14 protein-coding genes are annotated in these 16,022 nt (G+C 59.9%); 12 read left to right on the forward strand and 2 right to left on the reverse strand.

The window, feature by feature from the left end; all coding sequences use genetic code 11:
* The first annotated feature begins 155 nt into the window (after positions 1-155).
* From nosR to MKI83_RS02550, 8 genes are all read left to right on the forward strand, one after another.
* Positions 156-2,348, forward strand: a complete 2,193-nt coding sequence (nosR, locus tag MKI83_RS02515; protein WP_370867333.1) for a transcriptional regulator NosR — start codon at positions 156-158, stop codon at positions 2,346-2,348.
* A 29-nt stretch (positions 2,349-2,377) separates the two neighbouring features.
* Positions 2,378-4,297, forward strand: coding sequence for a TAT-dependent nitrous-oxide reductase (gene nosZ / locus MKI83_RS02520; RefSeq protein WP_241583167.1), 1,920 nt, complete (start codon positions 2,378-2,380; stop codon positions 4,295-4,297).
* On the forward strand, positions 4,297-5,667 hold the full coding sequence (locus MKI83_RS02525) for a nitrous oxide reductase family maturation protein NosD (RefSeq protein ID WP_241583168.1): 1,371 nt from the start codon (positions 4,297-4,299) through the stop codon (positions 5,665-5,667). The genes nosZ and MKI83_RS02525 overlap by 1 nt, the downstream gene beginning before the upstream one ends.
* Positions 5,664-6,575, forward strand: coding sequence for an ABC transporter ATP-binding protein (locus MKI83_RS02530; RefSeq protein ID WP_241583170.1), 912 nt, complete (start codon positions 5,664-5,666; stop codon positions 6,573-6,575). The genes MKI83_RS02525 and MKI83_RS02530 overlap by 4 nt, the downstream gene beginning before the upstream one ends.
* Positions 6,572-7,402: an ABC transporter permease subunit gene (locus MKI83_RS02535; protein WP_241583171.1), complete on the forward strand. Its 831-nt coding sequence runs from the start codon at positions 6,572-6,574 to the stop codon at positions 7,400-7,402. Before MKI83_RS02530 ends, MKI83_RS02535 begins: the two co-directional genes overlap by 4 nt.
* Before the next feature lie 2 nt (positions 7,403-7,404).
* Positions 7,405-8,064 (forward strand): nitrous oxide reductase accessory protein NosL, encoded by a 660-nt coding sequence (locus tag MKI83_RS02540; protein WP_370867334.1) that lies wholly within the window; start codon positions 7,405-7,407, stop codon positions 8,062-8,064.
* A 10-nt stretch (positions 8,065-8,074) separates the two neighbouring features.
* Positions 8,075-8,233, forward strand: coding sequence for a twin-arginine translocase TatA/TatE family subunit (tatA, locus tag MKI83_RS02545; RefSeq protein WP_241583172.1), 159 nt, complete (start codon positions 8,075-8,077; stop codon positions 8,231-8,233).
* A gap of 74 nt (positions 8,234-8,307) precedes the next feature.
* Positions 8,308-8,706, forward strand: coding sequence for an ACT domain-containing protein (locus MKI83_RS02550; protein ID WP_241583173.1), 399 nt, complete (start codon positions 8,308-8,310; stop codon positions 8,704-8,706).
* On the opposite strand, the gene MKI83_RS02555 is transcribed toward MKI83_RS02550, so the two are convergent.
* Together MKI83_RS02555 and MKI83_RS02560 are read right to left on the reverse strand one after the other, a co-directional pair.
* Positions 8,703-9,962: a TIGR03862 family flavoprotein gene (locus tag MKI83_RS02555; RefSeq protein ID WP_241583174.1), complete on the reverse strand. Its 1,260-nt coding sequence runs from the start codon at positions 9,960-9,962 to the stop codon at positions 8,703-8,705. The genes MKI83_RS02550 and MKI83_RS02555 overlap by 4 nt on opposite strands.
* On the reverse strand, positions 9,959-10,714 hold the full coding sequence (locus MKI83_RS02560) for a TetR family transcriptional regulator (protein ID WP_241583175.1): 756 nt from the start codon (positions 10,712-10,714) through the stop codon (positions 9,959-9,961). Before MKI83_RS02560 ends, MKI83_RS02555 begins: the two co-directional genes overlap by 4 nt.
* 125 nt (positions 10,715-10,839) lie before the next feature.
* On the opposite strand from MKI83_RS02560, the gene MKI83_RS02565 reads away from it, so the two are divergent.
* From MKI83_RS02565 to MKI83_RS02580, 4 genes are all read left to right on the forward strand, one after another.
* Positions 10,840-12,369: a flavin-containing monooxygenase gene (locus MKI83_RS02565; RefSeq protein WP_241583176.1), complete on the forward strand. Its 1,530-nt coding sequence runs from the start codon at positions 10,840-10,842 to the stop codon at positions 12,367-12,369.
* Complete coding sequence (locus MKI83_RS02570; protein ID WP_241583177.1) at positions 12,366-13,280, forward strand: SDR family NAD(P)-dependent oxidoreductase; 915 nt, start codon at positions 12,366-12,368, stop codon at positions 13,278-13,280. Before MKI83_RS02565 ends, MKI83_RS02570 begins: the two co-directional genes overlap by 4 nt.
* Positions 13,281-13,412: 132 nt before the next feature.
* Positions 13,413-14,249, forward strand: a complete 837-nt coding sequence (locus tag MKI83_RS02575) for a formate/nitrite transporter family protein (RefSeq protein WP_241583178.1) — start codon at positions 13,413-13,415, stop codon at positions 14,247-14,249.
* Positions 14,250-14,304: 55 nt separating this feature from the next.
* Positions 14,305-16,020 (forward strand): bifunctional protein-serine/threonine kinase/phosphatase, encoded by a 1,716-nt coding sequence (locus MKI83_RS02580; RefSeq protein WP_241583665.1) that lies wholly within the window; start codon positions 14,305-14,307, stop codon positions 16,018-16,020.
* Positions 16,021-16,022 lie beyond the last annotated feature (2 nt).

Here is a 16,022-nt window from a genome sequence, read left to right on the forward strand (position 1 = left end):
GAACTCGGTAGGTAATCGGCCCGAGGTCATTCGTCCTCAAGCAAAGCCAGCGCTCGGACACATGGGCTAAAAAAGTTGCGCTTGACCTGAGTCAAATCGTCGCACCCCCTAAGCGTGAAAGGATGGCGGCACATTCATTTTGAAGGCCCGCCGTTATGCGCCGCGCCAAGCCATGGATTTTTGGCCTGTTTGACCATAACCCGCTGCACTGGCTGGTGGCTCTGTGCCTGTCGCTGGCCATGCTCAGCGCGCAAGCCTCAGTGGATTTTGCCAGTCTCGACAGTCACACCCTGACCCAGCAACGCCTCAAGGCGACCTTCCCTGAGCACACCCAGCTCACCGCGCCCGAAGGTGAGTTTGCCGTGCAGCGCATTCTGCAGGGCGACACACTGCTGGGCTATGCCTTTGAAAGCCGCAACGTGCTCGACTTGCCGGCGTATTCGGGCAAGCCGATCAACATGTTGGTGCTGCTCGACCCGCAAGGCGTGATTCAAGACACCTACGTGCTGGAGCACCACGAGCCGATTCTGCTGACCGGTATCCCCGAGTCCAAGCTGCATGATTTTTCGGCCAAGTACGCCGGCGTGCAGGTTAATCAGCGCGTGGTGGTTGGCCGTTCCAGCGACCCGAACGCCGTCACGGTGGATGCCGTGACCGGCGCGACGGTGACGGTGATGGTGCTCAATGAAACCGTGATGCGCGCCGCGCACAAGGTGGCCGTGAGCCTAGATTTGGTGCCAGCGACGGCCGCCCAAGTGAGTCGTCCCGCCACGATCAAGCCGGATGCATTTAACGCCGCCGATTGGAACACCCTGACCGGCGATGGCTCGGTGCGGCGTTTGTTGCTCACGCGCGGCCAAGTGGACGATGGCTTTGTCGGCAGCGCCGCCGAGAACGTCGATAAGCCGGCCGCCGATGAGCGCGACGAGACCTTTATTGACTTGTACGCCGGGCTGCTCAATGTCCCGACCATTGGCCGTAACCTGCTTGGTGATGTCGGCTATCGCGCCTTGATGAGCGAGCTAAAAGACGGCGAGTTTGCCTTGGCGGTGCTGGGCAATGGTTATTCGTTCAAAGGCTCGGGCTATGTGCGCGGCGGGATTTTTGACCGCATTCAGCTGCGCCAACACGCCGAAACCATCAGCTTTCGCGATTTGGATTACCAGCGCCTGTACGACGTGATGGCCCAAGGCGCGCCGGCGCTGGAAGAAATGGCCGTGTTTATCGTACGTGACAAGCATCATTTCGATCCGGGTAGCCCGTGGAGCCTAGAGCTGCTGGTGCGCCGCCAAACTGGGCCTACCAGCGGCGAGTTCGTAAGCTTCGAGCTGGGCTATCAGCTACCGGAAATGTACCTCGACCGCCCACTCCCCACCGCCGCAGAATTGGCGGCGGCCGAAGAAGCGGCGCGGCCTATGTGGCTGAACATTTGGTATCAGCGCAGCTTCCAGATTGGGGTGTTGTTGGTGGCGCTGGCGCTGCTGACGGTGATCCTGTTCGTGCAGGACAAGTTCACCGCTTACCCGCACTTTTTGCATTGGCTGCGCCGTGGCTATCTGACCTTTACCGTGGTGTTTATCGGCTGGTACGCGCTGGGGCAGTTGTCGGTGGTCAACGTGCTGACCTTCACCCACGCGCTGGTGCAGGAGTTCCGTTGGGAGCTGTTCCTCTCCGACCCGATGATCTTCATCCTCTGGACCTTCGCCGCGGCGAGCATTTTGCTCTGGGGTCGTGGCGTGTTTTGCGGCTGGCTATGCCCGTTTGGCGCCCTGCAAGAGCTGATCAACGAAGCCGCGCGCAAGCTGAAAATCCCTCAGTACGAGCTGCCGTTTGCGGTGCACGAGCGCCTGTGGGCGATCAAATACATCATCTTGCTGGGGCTGTTTGGCATTTCCCTTGAGTCGCTGGCCACCGCCGAGCGCTTTGCCGAAGTCGAGCCGTTTAAAACCTCGATCACCCTGATGTTCCAGCGCGAATGGTGGTTTGTGCTGTACGCGGTGTTCCTCTTGGTGATCAACATCTTCACGCGCAAGGTCTACTGCCGCTATGTGTGCCCGCTGGGCGCGGCGCTGGCCATCCCCACCAAGCTGCGTCTGTTCGACTGGCTCAAGCGTCGCCCCGAGTGCGGCAGCCCGTGCCAGTTGTGCGCCAAAGAATGCGAGATCCAAGCCATTCACCCCGATGGCCGCATCAATGCCAACGAGTGCCACTACTGCCTCGATTGCCAGATGACCTATCACAACCCGAACAAGTGCCCGCCGTTGATCTTGAAGCAAAAGCGCAGGAAGCGCGCGGCTGCGGAAGGCGCTACCCCCGAGCTGATTCCTGCCACATCACTGGATAGCTAACCGACACGTCCTTACCCAGGAGAAACGTCATGAGCGACAAGAACAAGCCACAAGATTCACAAGACGCCCCCGTCAGCCTAAGCCGCCGTGGTTTTCTCGGGGCGACGGCCATCACCAGCGCCGCCGGTTTAGCCGGTGCAGCGGGTTTAAGCTCGGCGGTGATGACCCGCGAAAGCTGGGCTGCGGCAGCCAAAGAAGCGCGTAACAGCGCCCACGTCGCGCCCGGCGAGCTGGACGAGTACTACGGTTTTTGGAGTGGTGGCCATCAGGGCGAAGTGCGCGTGCTGGGCATTCCATCGATGCGCGAGCTGATGCGTATTCCGGTGTTTAACACCGACTCGGCAACCGGCTGGGGTATCACCAACGAAAGTAAGCGCATCATGGGCGACAGCGCTAAGTTTCATAACGGCGATTGCCACCACCCGCATATCTCGATGACCGACGGCCGCTATGACGGCAAGTACCTGTTTATCAACGACAAGGCCAACACCCGTATCGCACGTATCCGGCTGGATATCATGAAGTGCGACAAGATGATCACCGTGCCCAACGTGCAGGCGATCCACGGTTTGCGCTTACAGAAGGTGCCGCACACCAAGTACGTGTTCGCCAACGGCGAGTTCATCATTCCGCACCCCAACGACGGCACCAACCTCGACGTCACCAGCGGTGAGCGTTACACCATGTTCAACGCGGTCGATGCCGAGAAGATGGAAATGGCCTTCCAGGTGATGGTCGACGGCAACCTCGACAACACCGACGCCGACTACACCGGCAAATACGCCGCCGCCACCTGCTACAACTCCGAAGGTGCGGTGGACTTGGGCGGCATGATGCGCAACGAGCGCGACTGGGTGGTGGTGTTCAACGTTGAAGCCATCGAGGCGGCGATCAAGGCCGGCAAGTTTGTCACCCTGCCGGGGCATCCGGTGCCGGTGCTGGACGGTCGTAAGAAAGACGGCAAAGACAGCCCCTTCACCCGCTACATCCCGGTGCCGAAGAACCCGCACGGCCTGAATACCTCGCCCGATGGCAAGTACTTCATCGCCAACGGCAAGCTGTCGCCGACCGTGTCGGTGATCGAAATCAGCCGCCTCGACGGCCTGTTTGCCGGCAAATACCAAGACCCGCGCGAAGTGATTGTTGCCGAGCCAGAGCTGGGCCTTGGCCCACTGCACACCACCTTCGACGGTCGCGGCAACGGCTACACCACGCTGTTCCTCGACAGCCAAGTGGTTAAGTGGGACATCGACGCGGCCATTCGCGCCTACAACGGCGAGAAGGTTAACTACATCAAGCAGAAGCTCGACGTGCAGTATCAGCCGGGCCACAACCATGCCTCGCTGACCGAGTCGCGCGATGCCGACGGCAAGTGGCTGGTGGTGCTGTGTAAGTTCTCCAAAGACCGCTTCTTGCTCACCGGCCCGCTGCACCCAGAGAACGATCAGCTGATCGATATCTCCGGCGAAGAAATGAAGCTGGTGCACGACGGCCCAACCTATGCCGAACCGCACGACTGTATCTTGGCGCACCGTAGCCAGATCAAGCCAATCAAGATCTGGAAGCGCGACGATCCGTACTTCGCCGATACCGTGGCGATGGCCAAGAAAGACGGCGTGAAGCTCGAAGAAGACAACAAGATCATTCGTGATGGCAACAAGGTACGCGTGTACATGACCTCCATGGCACCGGCATTCGGCATCACCGAGATCCCCTGTAAGCAAGGCGACGAAGTCACCGTGACCATCACTAACCTCGACATGATCGAAGACGTGACCCACGGCTTCTGTCTGGTCAACCATGGCGTCAGCATGGAGATCAGCCCGCAGCAGACCTCGTCCGTGACCTTTATTGCCGACAAGCCCGGTGTGCATTGGTACTACTGCAACTGGTTCTGCCACGCGCTGCACATGGAAATGGTCGGTCGTCTGTTGGTCGAGCCGGCCTAATGGCCAGCCGCGCCGCCTCCGTCGCCGTGCTGCTAAGCCTCGTGCTGGGCAGTTCGGCGCTGGCTGCGGCCAGCCCTACGCTGCCTGCCGAGCCTTCGCCCGCACAGGCAGCTACTGAGACAGCTACTGGGGCAGCTTCTGAGGCAGCTATTCAGGTAAGCCCCATCGCGGGCTTGCCGCTGCAAGCCCAAGCCGATGGCAGCTGGTGGTTACCGGCGGGCCATTACGTTGGCACGCTGCGCATTGAGCAAAGCCTCACGCTGCGCTGCGCCGAGGGCGCTATTTTGGATGGCAACGGCCAAGGCCATGTCATCGACATCCACGCCGCGCACGTCACCGTGCAAGGCTGCACGCTGCAAAACGGCGGTGACGATTTAACCGCGATGGATTCGGCGGTGTTTATTCAGCGCCAAGCGCAGCACGCCCAGATCCTCGATAACCGTATTCAGGCGCCCGGCTTTGGGGTGTGGCTCGATGCCACGCCGCAGGTGCGGGTGGCCAATAACCACATCACCGGGCCGCAACAAATCCGCTCGCAAGATCGCGGCAACGCCATCCACCTGTACGCGGTGAGCGGCGCGCAGATTATCGGCAACCGTGTGCAATTTGCCCGCGATGGCATCTACATCGATACCTCCAACGGTAATCACCTCGAAGGCAATGTGCTGGAGGACGTGCGCTACGGCATTCACTACATGTTCTCGCACAACAACAAGGTGCTCTATAACCAAACCCGCCGCACCCGCACTGGCTACGCGCTGATGCAAAGCCGCCAGCTGACGGTGATCGGCAACCGCTCCGAGGATGACCAGAACTACGGCATCCTGATGAACTACATCACCTATTCGACCCTGCGCGACAACCACATCAGCCGCGTGCAAGACGGCAACGCCGGCTACGACGGCATGATCCCCGGTGGCGAAGGTAAGGCGGTGTTCATCTACAACTCGCAGTTCAACCGTATCGAGAACAATCGTTTTGAACACAGCGCGCTGGGTATTCACCTCACCGCGGGCTCGGAAGATAACCAGATCGCCGGCAATGCGTTTATCAACAACCGCCAGCAGGTCAAATACGTCGCCACGCGCACCCAAGAGTGGTCGCAAAACGGGCGCGGTAACTTCTGGAGCGATTACCTAGGCTGGGACCGCAACCAAGACGGCTTAGGCGATGTCGCCTACGAGCCTAATGACAACGTGGACCGCCTCTTGTGGCTGTATCCGCAGGTGCGCCTGCTGCTCAACAGCCCCGGTATTGAACTGCTGCGCTGGGTGCAGGAAGCCTTCCCAGTGACCAAATCCCCCGGGGTGCGCGACAGCCACCCGCTGTTAGCGCCACCGCTGGTGCGCGCGGTCGAGGTACAACCATGAACGCCGTCGAGTTAAGCGCGGTTAATCAACATTACGGCCCGGCGCAGGTGTTGCACGACGTCAGCCTGAGCTTGGGCGAAGGCGAAGTGCTGGGCCTGTTTGGCCACAACGGCGCCGGCAAGACCACCACCATCAAGCTGATCTTGGGCTTGTTACAGGCCAGCGCCGGCAGTGTGCGCGTGCTGGGCCACGATCCGCACAGCGCTGAGGTGCGCCGTGCTTTGGGTTATCTGCCAGAGAACGTCAGTTTTTACGCCCAGCTCAGTGGTCGCGAAACCTTGCAGCACTTTGCCCGCTTAAAGCGCGCCCCGCTGCGCCAGTGTGATGATCTGCTTGAGCAAGTGGGTTTAAGCGATGCCGCCAATCGGCGGGTGAAAACCTACTCCAAGGGCATGCGTCAGCGCTTGGGGCTGGCGCAGGCGTTGCTCGGCGAACCACGGCTGTTGCTGTTGGATGAGCCCACCGTGGGGCTGGACCCGATCGCCACGCAAAGCCTGTATCAGCTGATCGACCAACTGCGCCAACACGGCACCAGCATCATTCTGTGCTCGCACGTGCTGCCGGGTGTCGAGCGGCATATCGACCGCGCGGCGATTTTGGCCCACGGCCGTTTGCAGGCGCTGGGCGATATCCCCAGCCTGCGCGAGCGCGCGGGTTTGCCGATTCGTATTCGCCTGCACGATGAGCAAGCGCGTGGCCTACAGCACTGGCAAGCGCAAGGCTTTAACACCCGCGCGATTAATGGCGGCCATTGGTTTGAAGTCAGCACCGCGCACGCCAGCAAGCTGGGGGTGTTGCGCCAATTGCTGGCTGAAAACGCGGTCAGCGATGTCGAGCTGCATCAGCCGTCACTGGAAGATTTGTATTGCCACTTTATGCAGCAAGCCGCCGCCGGAGGTGCGCAGTGAACAGCATCCTAAGCATTGCGCGCAAAGAGTTTGCCGATGGCTTGCGTAACCGTTGGTTGCTGGCCATCAGCCTGTTATTTGCCGTGCTGGCGGTGGGGATTGCCTGGCTCGGCGCGGCAGCGGCGGGGCAAGTGGGCTTTACCTCGATCCCTGCGACCATTGCCAGCTTGGCCAGCTTGGCGACTTTCTTGATGCCCCTGATCGCCTTGCTGTTGGCCTACGACAGCATTGTGGGGGAGGACGAAGGCGGCACCTTGTTGCTGCTGCTGACCTATCCGCTAACCCGCGTGCAAATGCTGGTCGGCAAGTTCCTCGGCCACGGCGCGATTTTGGCGCTGGCCACACTGCTGGGCTTTGGCAGCGCCGCGGTGGCCATCGCCATGCTGGTGCCGGACGTCGAGTTGAATCTGTTGTTGTGGGCGTTCAGCCGCTTTATTAGCTCCAGCATTTTGCTGGGCTTGGTGTTTATCGCCTTGGCCTATGCCCTGAGCAGCGTGGTGCGAGAAAAATCCAGCGCCGCAGGGCTGGCGCTTGGGCTGTGGTTTGGCTTTGTACTGGTGTTTGATTTGGTGCTGTTGGCGGGCTTGGTGCTCAGCCAAGGGCGGATTAACCCCGATGTGTTGCCGTGGCTGTTGCTGCTTAACCCCACCGACGTGTTCCGCCTGCTCAATGTCTCAGGTTTTGAGGCCAGTGCGGCGATCAGCGGCGTGATGCAGCTGGGGCAAGATTTACCGCAAAGTAGCGCCTTGTTGTGGTTGGCGTTGTTCGGCTGGGGCTTGCTCAGCCTAGGGTTAGCCTTTTTCTTCTTTAAGCGTCGTGAGGTATGAATATGCGCCTGATGTTATCCGCCGCCTTGATGGCCGCTGCCTTGTTACTCAGTGGGTGCGAGCAAGCCAGTACGGAAGTGGCCAAAGCCGAACCGGTAGCGTTCCATACGGGGGATGAGTGCCACGTGTGCGGCATGGCCATTACCGACTTCCCCGGCCCTAAGGGGGAGGCGCTGCACCCCAAAACCCCGGTGAAAAAGTTTTGCTCCAGCGCCGAGCTGCTCGGCTGGTGGCTGCAACCAGAAAACCAAACCCAGCCCTACAGCTTGTTTGTGCATGACATGGCGCGCGGCGACTGGCAGCACCCCGATGATCGCCACCTGATCGACGCCAAGACCGCTTACTACGTGGTTGCCCCGAGCATGCCGGGAGCCATGGGCGTGACCATCGCTACGTTTGCCGAGCAAGCTGACGCGCAGCAGCTGGCGGAAAAAATCGGCAGCACGGTGTCGCGGCTGGAGCATTTTACCCTCGAAAACCTGCACAGCTTGGCGCAAAGCAGTCAGCACGGCGGCCACGATGCGCACAGCATGCACGGCAGTCAGCCGGCTGGCGCGATGAGCCATGCGGCTGGCGTGGATCAGGCGGTGCCGGACCAGAGCATGCCGGAGCAGGGTATGCCCGCGCACGACACGCCGCCCGCCCATTCACCCGCCCGCTAAGGAGCACGCTATGGCCATCGGTCCTTGGCAGATTGTGATTATCTTGTTGATCGTGGTGCTGTTGTTTGGCACCTCGCGGCTGAAAACCCTCGGCAGCGATGTTGGCGGGGCCATCAAAGGCCTGCGCGGTGCGCTCAACAGCGATGACGACGCGGCGAAAAAGTCTTAAGCCGCACTTTGTTGGGCGAGTGATCACGGCAGTGGCGCTACACTGCCGTGAACTTCACGCATGGCAGATTGGTTATGTCCCAGCCCATTAGCGACCTCGCGCAGTTATTGCGCAGCCTCACGCCCACGCTTAATCCCGGCGTCTTTGTCTTCAGCAGTCTGCCCCACGGCCAAGCGTTAGACCTTACCCACGTGGTGGCTTATATCCGCGAAGGGGAAGGCGCCTCGGTGGTGTTGCCCGAGGCCGAGGCCGTGCACCTAGGCTTGCCGGTTATGCTGCGCGCGGCGTGGATTACCCTCACCGTGCATTCAGACCTGCAAGCCGTCGGCTTGACCGCCGCCTTCGCCACTGCGTTGGGCAACGCCGGCGTCAGCTGCAACGTGGTTGCCGGCAGTTATCACGATCATATCTTTGTGCCGCACGAGCAAGCTGCGACGGCCATGGCGGTGTTGCAGGCGCTGCAACAGGGTTAGCGCGCTGTTGCTGCGTCGTGTTGTGCGGCGTTTAGCCACGCTAAGGCACCTTGTCCGGCGCGCACGCCGCTAGCGAAACAGGCGGTTAGCAGATAGCCGCCGGTGGGGGCTTCCCAGTCGAGCATTTCACCGGCGCAGAAGGTGCCGGGCAGGGCTTTGAGCATTAGTCGATCATCCAGCGCGGCACGGGTCACGCCACCGGCACTGCTGATGGCTTCGGCGATCGGGCGCACGCCGCTGAGGGGCAGTGGCAAGCGTTTAAGCAGGGCGGCGAGGCAGGTTGGGTCTTGGCGCTGCTCGGCGCTGCTCAGCTCGTGCAACAGGGCGACTTTGGCGGCATCCAGTTTGAGCTGCGCGCGTAAAAATTTACCCAAACTCTGTTTGCCGCGCGGTTTGCTGAGGCGCGCTTGGACATCATCCAGTGAGCGCTGCGGCAGTAAGTCTAAATGAATAATACTGCGGCCATCGTCGGCAATTTGCTGGCGAATATGGCGCGAAATGGCATAAATCAGGCTGCCTTCTACGCCGTGCTCGGTGAGCACAAATTCGCCTTGCAGGTGTTGTTCAGCGCCGCGCTCGTCACGGTATTGCACCGCAATCGGCTTGAGCTGCGCGCCGGCGAACTGACTTTTTAAGTGCTCGCTCCACGGGCAGGTAAAGCCGCAGTTGGCCGGCTGTAAGGGCGCGCAAGCGATCTGTTGAGCGCTTAACCACGCCAGCCAATGGCCATCGGAGCCGAGCTTGGGCCAGCTGGCGCCGCCCAAGGCCAGCACGCAGGCGGCCGGCTGCACGCTTAAAGGCTGTTCGCCGTGTTGCAGGTGCAAGCTGCCGTCGCTGTGCCAGCCCAGCCAACGGTGGCGCGGGTGCAGTTGCACGCCTTGGCTGCGCAGGCGCGCCAGCCAGCTGCGCAACAAGGGTGCGGCTTTCATGTCGGTGGGGAACACGCGGCCCGAGGTGCCGACAAAGGTGTCGATGCCTTGAGCGTGAATCCAGGCGCGCAGTTGCGTGGGGCTGAAGTCGCCCAGCCAGTCGGCCACCCAGTCTTGTTGCGGTGCATAGCGTTGAATAAACGCAGCTAGCGGCTCGCTGTGGGTGATGTTCATGCCGCCGATACCGGCGAGTAAGAACTTGCGTCCGACCGAGGGCATGGCGTCGTACACATCCACCGCTACGCCGGCGGCGCTCAAAATATCGGCGGCCATTAAACCGGCAGGACCCGCGCCAATCACGGCCACGCGTGGGCTTGGTGTGCTCATCGTTGATCGCGGCTTTTGGCGGGCTTGACGGGCAAGCGCAGTTGATCGACGTGCTGCAACACGGCCGCGCCGGTGGCGAGCATCAAGACGTGCTCCTCGGTGAGGGCGCGAATCAGGGTGTGTTGCTCGGGTTGCATCAAGTAATCCAGCGCTTGGCGGAACAGCGTGTGAGTGATCAGTAGCGCCAGTTGTTCCAGTTGGTGCTCGGCTAAGCCTTCGGGCAATAGCTCAAGTTTGCGGCAATCACGACGAATATCGTCGGCAAAATCGTCCATCATGCGCTGTAGTGCGTCGCGCAATACGGGCGAAGGGCCATGCAGTTCGCGTACCCCAACCATAAAGGCGTGTGGGTGGCGGTCAACAAAGTCGAAGAATAGGTTCACCGTCTCGTGCACCACTTGGCGGCCCCGCCCCATGTCCAGCCCAAGCAGTTGCGGGCGTGGTGTGGCGTCTAGCTCGCTGCGTGCGGCGGCGGCATAGCGCAGCTCGCTCAGCGGGCCGCGCAGTTGGCCGGCGATTTCGTCCAGCAGGCACAGACCCAGCTCGTCCAAATCATTGAAGTGGCGGTAGAAGGTGTTGGGGTTAAGGCCGGCTTCGCGAGCTAATTCGCGCAAGCCTAGGCTGCTCAAAGCGCGGCCGTCTTGGCACAGGCGCAGGGCGGCATCCAACAATTGACGCTTGCCAGGGGCGAGGGCAGCGGCCGCCGTGGCGGCGTTTGGCAGAGGTTTAGTCGGTGGAGCCGTGGCAGACATATTCAACCTTGGATAGGGGCGCAGCACATCAGTATTGACGCAAAGTATACACTCGTCTACGTTAGGTATACGTTTGTATACATCGCGTCTTGCGCTAATAACATCAATAAGGCAGGAGTTTACCAATGTTGACCCCCGATACGGCGGTACAGAATGTGCGCGTGGCCATTATTGGCAGCGGCTTTTCGGGTTTGGGCATGGCGATTCGTTTGCGCCAAACCCAACAAGAAGACTTCGTGATTCTGGAAAAAGAAACCGGCGTCGGCGGCACCTGGCGGGTCAATCACTACCCCGGTTGCGCTTGCGATGTGCAGTCGCACTTGTACTCGTTTTCTTTTGAGATGAACCCCAACTGGACGCGCATGTTTGCGCCGCAAGCCGAGATTAAACAGTACCTCGAGCGCTGCTGGCACAAGTACAACCTGCCGGCGAAAACCCAATTTGGCTGCGAGATTCGCAGCATGCATTGGCACGAAGACAGCCAGCGCTGGCTGCTCACCGCGGCTGACGGCCGCCGGTTTAGTGCGCAGTTTGTGGTTTCGGGCATGGGCGCGTTGTCGATTCCGGCGATCCCCGCGCTGCCGGGCTTAGAGACCTTTCAAGGTGAGCGTTTTCACTCGCAAGACTGGAACCATGACTACGATCTGCGCGGTAAGCGCGTGGCGGTGATTGGCACCGGCGCATCGGCGATTCAGTTTGTGCCCAAGGTGCAGCAACAAGCGGCGCAGCTGGATTTATACCAGCGCACGCCGCCGTGGATCATGCCCAAGCCTGATCGTGATATCAGCCTCAACGAGCAGCGCCGCTTTAGCCGCTGGCCGTGGCTGCAAAAGCTCTGGCGCGGCGGTTTGTATTCCCTGCTCGAGAGCCGCGTGCTGGGCTTTACCGTGACGCCGAAGATGATGAAGGTGGTGGAGTGGGTGGCGCGGCGACATCTGCGCCAGCAAGTGGCCGACCCAGCACTGCGGCGCAAACTAACGCCTAGCTACACCATTGGCTGTAAGCGCATTTTGTTGTCCAACGACTACTACCCAGCGCTGGCGCAAGCCAATGTCAGCGTATTGGATAGCGGCATTGCCGAGATTCGCGCGCACAGCATTGTTGACCAGCAAGGCGTCGAGCGGCCGGTGGATGCGCTGATTTTCGGCACCGGCTTCACCCCCAATGATCCGATTCCGCGCGGCAGTGTGTTTGGCCGTGGTGGTCTCGACTTGGTCGATACCTGGCCCAATGGCCCTGAGGCTTATAAGGGCACCATGAGTCAGGGCTTCCCTAACTTATTCTTCTTGATGGGGCCTAACACGGGGCTTGGGCATAACTCGATGGTGTACATGATCGAGTCGCAAATTCATTACGTGCTGCAGGCGCTGGCGCATGTGAGCAATACCGGCGTGGCGAGTCTCGACCCAAAACCCGAGGTGCAGCAGCGCTTCAACCAGCAGCTGCAAGGCCAGCTGGGGCCAACAGTATGGAACAGCGGGGGCTGCAACAGTTGGTATTTACACCCCGAGACCGGACGCAATTGCACTGTATGGCCCGGTTTTACCTGGCGCTACCGGCAAATCACCCGCGCCTTTGACGCCGAAGCCTATCGCTTTGCGCGCGCACCACTCACCACTCCCAGCAAGATCCAAGCGCAAGAGGTCCCCGCATGAAATCGCTGCACAATAAAGTCGCCGCTGTGACCGGCGCCGGTTCAGGTATTGGTCGCGCCTTGGCCTTGGTACTGGGCGCGCGCGGTTGCCACTTGGCGCTGAGCGATGTTGACGCCCAAGGGTTGGCGCAGACTGTCGAGCTGGCGACACGTTACGGCGTGCGCATTACCCAACATGTGGTTGATGTGGCCGATGCGGCAGCGGTGCAAGCGTGGGCCGATGCGGTGGTGGCCGAGCACGGGCAAGTCAATCTGATCTTCAATAACGCTGGCGTCGCCCAGACCGGCACGGTGGCAGGCACCTCGCTGGAAGATTACCAGTGGCTGTTGGGGATTAACTTTTGGGGCGTGGTACACGGCTGCAAAGCCTTCTTGCCGCACCTGAAAGCCAGCGGCGAGGGCCATGTGGTGAATATTTCCAGCATCTTTGGCCTGTTCGCCCAGCCGACGATGAGCGCTTACAACGCCAGCAAGTTTGCCGTGCGCGGCTTTACCGAGTCGCTGCGCCAAGAGCTGGATTTAAGCGCCAGCCATGTCAGCGCCACGTGCGTGCATCCGGGGGGCATTCGCACCAATATCGCGGTCAACGCGCGGCTCAATGACAGCGTGCGCGATATCGCCGGTGAGAGCGCCAAAGCCGCCAGCGACCGCTTCAGCAAGCTGCTGCGCACCTCGCCGGAGCAAGCCGCGCGGGTCATCGTGCGAGCGGTAGAGCGCAACCGCCGCCGCGTGCTGATCGGTGGTGATGCGGTAATGGCCGATCTGCTGTCGCGCTTTTTGCCGACTGCTTACCAAGGCTTAATTGTTTGGCTGAGTCGCTTGGGCCGCCGACAAGCGTTAAAGCAGGCTGCACACGGCGCACAAAAACAGGGCGTGCCAAGCGCTGATGGTGCGTTAAGCCTCAAGGAATAGACCTTGGGCAGCGGCATAAAGGTTGCGTTTTATATTTAACCGCGTGATTTATAAGGATAATGTTTGACTTGGCACCAAGCCTGCTAAGCCCCTTGCACTGTTTAGTCATTTGCAAATAAAAGGGGCATGCCAATGTCATACATCGAGCCAAGTGAATTCGCCACTAAGATGGTGGATGCGGGCGAACAAAAGATCTTTATGTCCACCAAGGACACCCTCGTCAGGGCCTACATGGCTGGCGCCATTTTGGCGTTGGCCGCGTTCTTCGCCATTTCGGTCACGGTCAATACCGGCAATCCGCTACTGGGTGCGGTGTTGTTCCCGGTCGGTTTCATCATGCTGTATCTAATGAAATTTGACCTGCTGACGGGGGTCTTCACCCTGGTGCCGCTGGCTGTGCTCAACAAACGCCCAGGCTGTACGCCCAGCCAAATGCTGCGCAACTGGGGTTTGGTGTTTATTGGCAACTTTGCGGGCGCTTTGACCGTGGCTTTTTTCGCCTCGTTCATTCTCACCTACGGCTACAACACCGACGGCGGCGCGCTGGCGGCAAAAGTCAGCACCATTGGTGAGTCACGCACCTTGGGTTACCAAGCGCATGGCACCGAAGGCTGGTTCACCATTTTCATCCGCGGCATGCTGTGTAACTGGATGGTGTCGATGGGGGTAGTCGGTGCCATGATCTCGACCTCGGCCACCAGTAAAATGCTGGCGATGTGGATGCCGATCATGCTGTTCTTCTACATGGGTTTTGAGCACTCGATCGTCAACATGTTCCTGTTCCCGTTCTCCATGATCATGGGTGGCGAGTTCACCGTGATTGACTACTTTGTCTGGAACGAAATCCCCACGGCGCTGGGCAACTTGGTCGGCGGCTTCTGTTTGGTCGGCCTGCCGCTTTACTGGACGCACGTCAAAACCAACCCTGAGCGCAAGCTGGCCAAAGCCACTATGACTAAACTGGCTTAAGCCTGATCACCCATACCGCTCACAATCCCCGCCTAATAAGCGGGGATTGTTCATGATGAAAAAACAGCTCAGCGTTAGTGTCGGGCAGTATTCCAGCGCCGGTCGCAAGCCGGTCAATCAAGACTTTCATGGTGCGTTGATCCCAGACGAGCCGCAGCTCAGCAGCAAAGGCATTGCGATTGCGATTGCCGATGGTGTGAGTAGCAGTCGTGTCAGCCAAGTGGCCAGCGAAACGGCCGTTAAAGGTTTTATCCAAGATTATTACAGCACCTCGGAGGCGTGGTCGGTGAAGACCTCCGCGCACCGTGTGCTCAAGGCCACCAACTCGTGGTTGTACGCGCAAACCTGTAACAGTCCTTATCGGTTTAACAAAGAGCAGGGCTACATTTGCACCTTCAGTGCCTTGGTGCTCAAGTCCAACACGGCGCACCTGTTTCATGCCGGTGATACGCGGATTTACCGGTTGGACGGCAAGCGCTTAGAGCAGCTCAGCAGCGATCATCGTCGTGTAGTGGATGAACACACCAGCTACCTAACCCGCGCCTTGGGCATTCACGACACCTTAGAAATGGATTACCGCGCGCTGCCCCTGACGCTAGGCGATGTGTTCGTCTTGGCCAGCGACGGTGTGTTTGAGTTTGTCAGCGAGTCCGTCATCGCGGCGGCCATTGCTGCCTCGGATGATCTGACGGCGGTGGCCAAGCAGCTGGTGGACGCGGCCTATACGGCCGGCAGTGATGACAATCTCACCCTGCAAATCGTGCGCATCGATAGCCTGCCCGAGCACGCCCTCGAAGAGCTGCACCAGCAGGTCGGCCAGCTCCCTGCTGCGCCAACATTGGCGGCGCGCATGCACTTTGACGGTTATAAGATTCTGCGCGACCTGTACATCAGCAGCCGCAGTCATGTGTTTTTGGCTGAAGATCAAAGCAACGGCGCCAACGTGGTGCTCAAAACCCCCTCGGCGGAAATGCGCCACAATCCCGAGTACCTTGAAAGCTTCCTGATGGAGGACTGGATTGCCCAGCGCCTTAACCATGCCAACGTACTCAAAGCGATCGAGCCGACGCGCCAGCGCCACTATTTGTACAGCGTGAGTGAATACATTGAAGGGCAAACGCTGCATCAGTGGATGATCGATAACCCTAAGCCTGACCTCGACACGGTGCGCACCATCATTGAGCAAATCGGCAAGGGCTTGCAGGCCTTCCATCGTCAAGAAATGGTGCACCAAGATCTGCGTCCGCATAACGTCATGTTGGATCAGGCCGGCACGGTGAAAATTATCGATTTTGGCGCCACCAAAGTGGCCGGTATCAGCGAGGTTTCGCCGCGCAATGAAGGCATGGTCGGCACCGTGCAGTTCAGCGCGCCGGAATACTTTGTGGGGGAGCTGGGCAGCGCGCAGTCGGATATTTTCTCGCTGGGAGTGATTGCCTACAAAATGCTCTCGGGTCAGCTGCCCTACGGCAACGCCGTTGCGCGCATCCGTAGCCGTCGCGACATGGGGCGTCTGCACTACCAGTCGTTGAGCCAGCAAGGGCTCAGTGTGCCGGCGTGGGTCGATCACGCGATCAGCAAAGCCGTGCATGTCGAGCCGCATAAGCGCTATACGGAGGTCTCTGAATTTATTTATGCGCTAAAAAATCCAGCACCCAGCTACTTGAGCAAAGCTCGCCCGCCGTTGATCGAGCGCAACCCGCTGCGGTTTTGGCAGGGCTTGTCGTTGCTCTTGCTGCTAGTGGTGGTGTGGCAGGCCGCGCAGAGTTAAGC

Origin of the sequence: Atopomonas sediminilitoris, assembly GCF_022601735.1 — a bacterium.
Lineage (GTDB): Bacteria > Pseudomonadota > Gammaproteobacteria > Pseudomonadales > Pseudomonadaceae > Atopomonas > Atopomonas sediminilitoris.

What these genes read in the sequence shown, in the direction of transcription:
- nosR (WP_370867333.1), top strand. Translation starts at nt 156, where the DNA reads ATGCGCCGCGCCAAGCCATGGATTTTTGGCCTGTTTGACCATAACCCG.
- nosZ (WP_241583167.1), top strand. Translation starts at nt 2,378, where the DNA reads ATGAGCGACAAGAACAAGCCACAAGATTCACAAGACGCCCCCGTCAGC.
- MKI83_RS02525 (WP_241583168.1), top strand. Translation starts at nt 4,297, where the DNA reads ATGGCCAGCCGCGCCGCCTCCGTCGCCGTGCTGCTAAGCCTCGTGCTG.
- MKI83_RS02530 (WP_241583170.1), top strand. Translation starts at nt 5,664, where the DNA reads ATGAACGCCGTCGAGTTAAGCGCGGTTAATCAACATTACGGCCCGGCG.
- MKI83_RS02540 (WP_370867334.1), top strand. Translation starts at nt 7,405, where the DNA reads ATGCGCCTGATGTTATCCGCCGCCTTGATGGCCGCTGCCTTGTTACTC.
- tatA (WP_241583172.1), top strand. Translation starts at nt 8,075, where the DNA reads ATGGCCATCGGTCCTTGGCAGATTGTGATTATCTTGTTGATCGTGGTG.
- MKI83_RS02550 (WP_241583173.1), top strand. Translation starts at nt 8,308, where the DNA reads ATGTCCCAGCCCATTAGCGACCTCGCGCAGTTATTGCGCAGCCTCACG.
- MKI83_RS02555 (WP_241583174.1), bottom strand. Translation starts at nt 9,962, where the DNA reads ATGAGCACACCAAGCCCACGCGTGGCCGTGATTGGCGCGGGTCCTGCC.
- MKI83_RS02560 (WP_241583175.1), bottom strand. Translation starts at nt 10,714, where the DNA reads ATGTCTGCCACGGCTCCACCGACTAAACCTCTGCCAAACGCCGCCACG.
- MKI83_RS02565 (WP_241583176.1), top strand. Translation starts at nt 10,840, where the DNA reads ATGTTGACCCCCGATACGGCGGTACAGAATGTGCGCGTGGCCATTATT.
- MKI83_RS02570 (WP_241583177.1), top strand. Translation starts at nt 12,366, where the DNA reads ATGAAATCGCTGCACAATAAAGTCGCCGCTGTGACCGGCGCCGGTTCA.
- MKI83_RS02575 (WP_241583178.1), top strand. Translation starts at nt 13,413, where the DNA reads ATGTCATACATCGAGCCAAGTGAATTCGCCACTAAGATGGTGGATGCG.
- MKI83_RS02580 (WP_241583665.1), top strand. Translation starts at nt 14,305, where the DNA reads ATGAAAAAACAGCTCAGCGTTAGTGTCGGGCAGTATTCCAGCGCCGGT.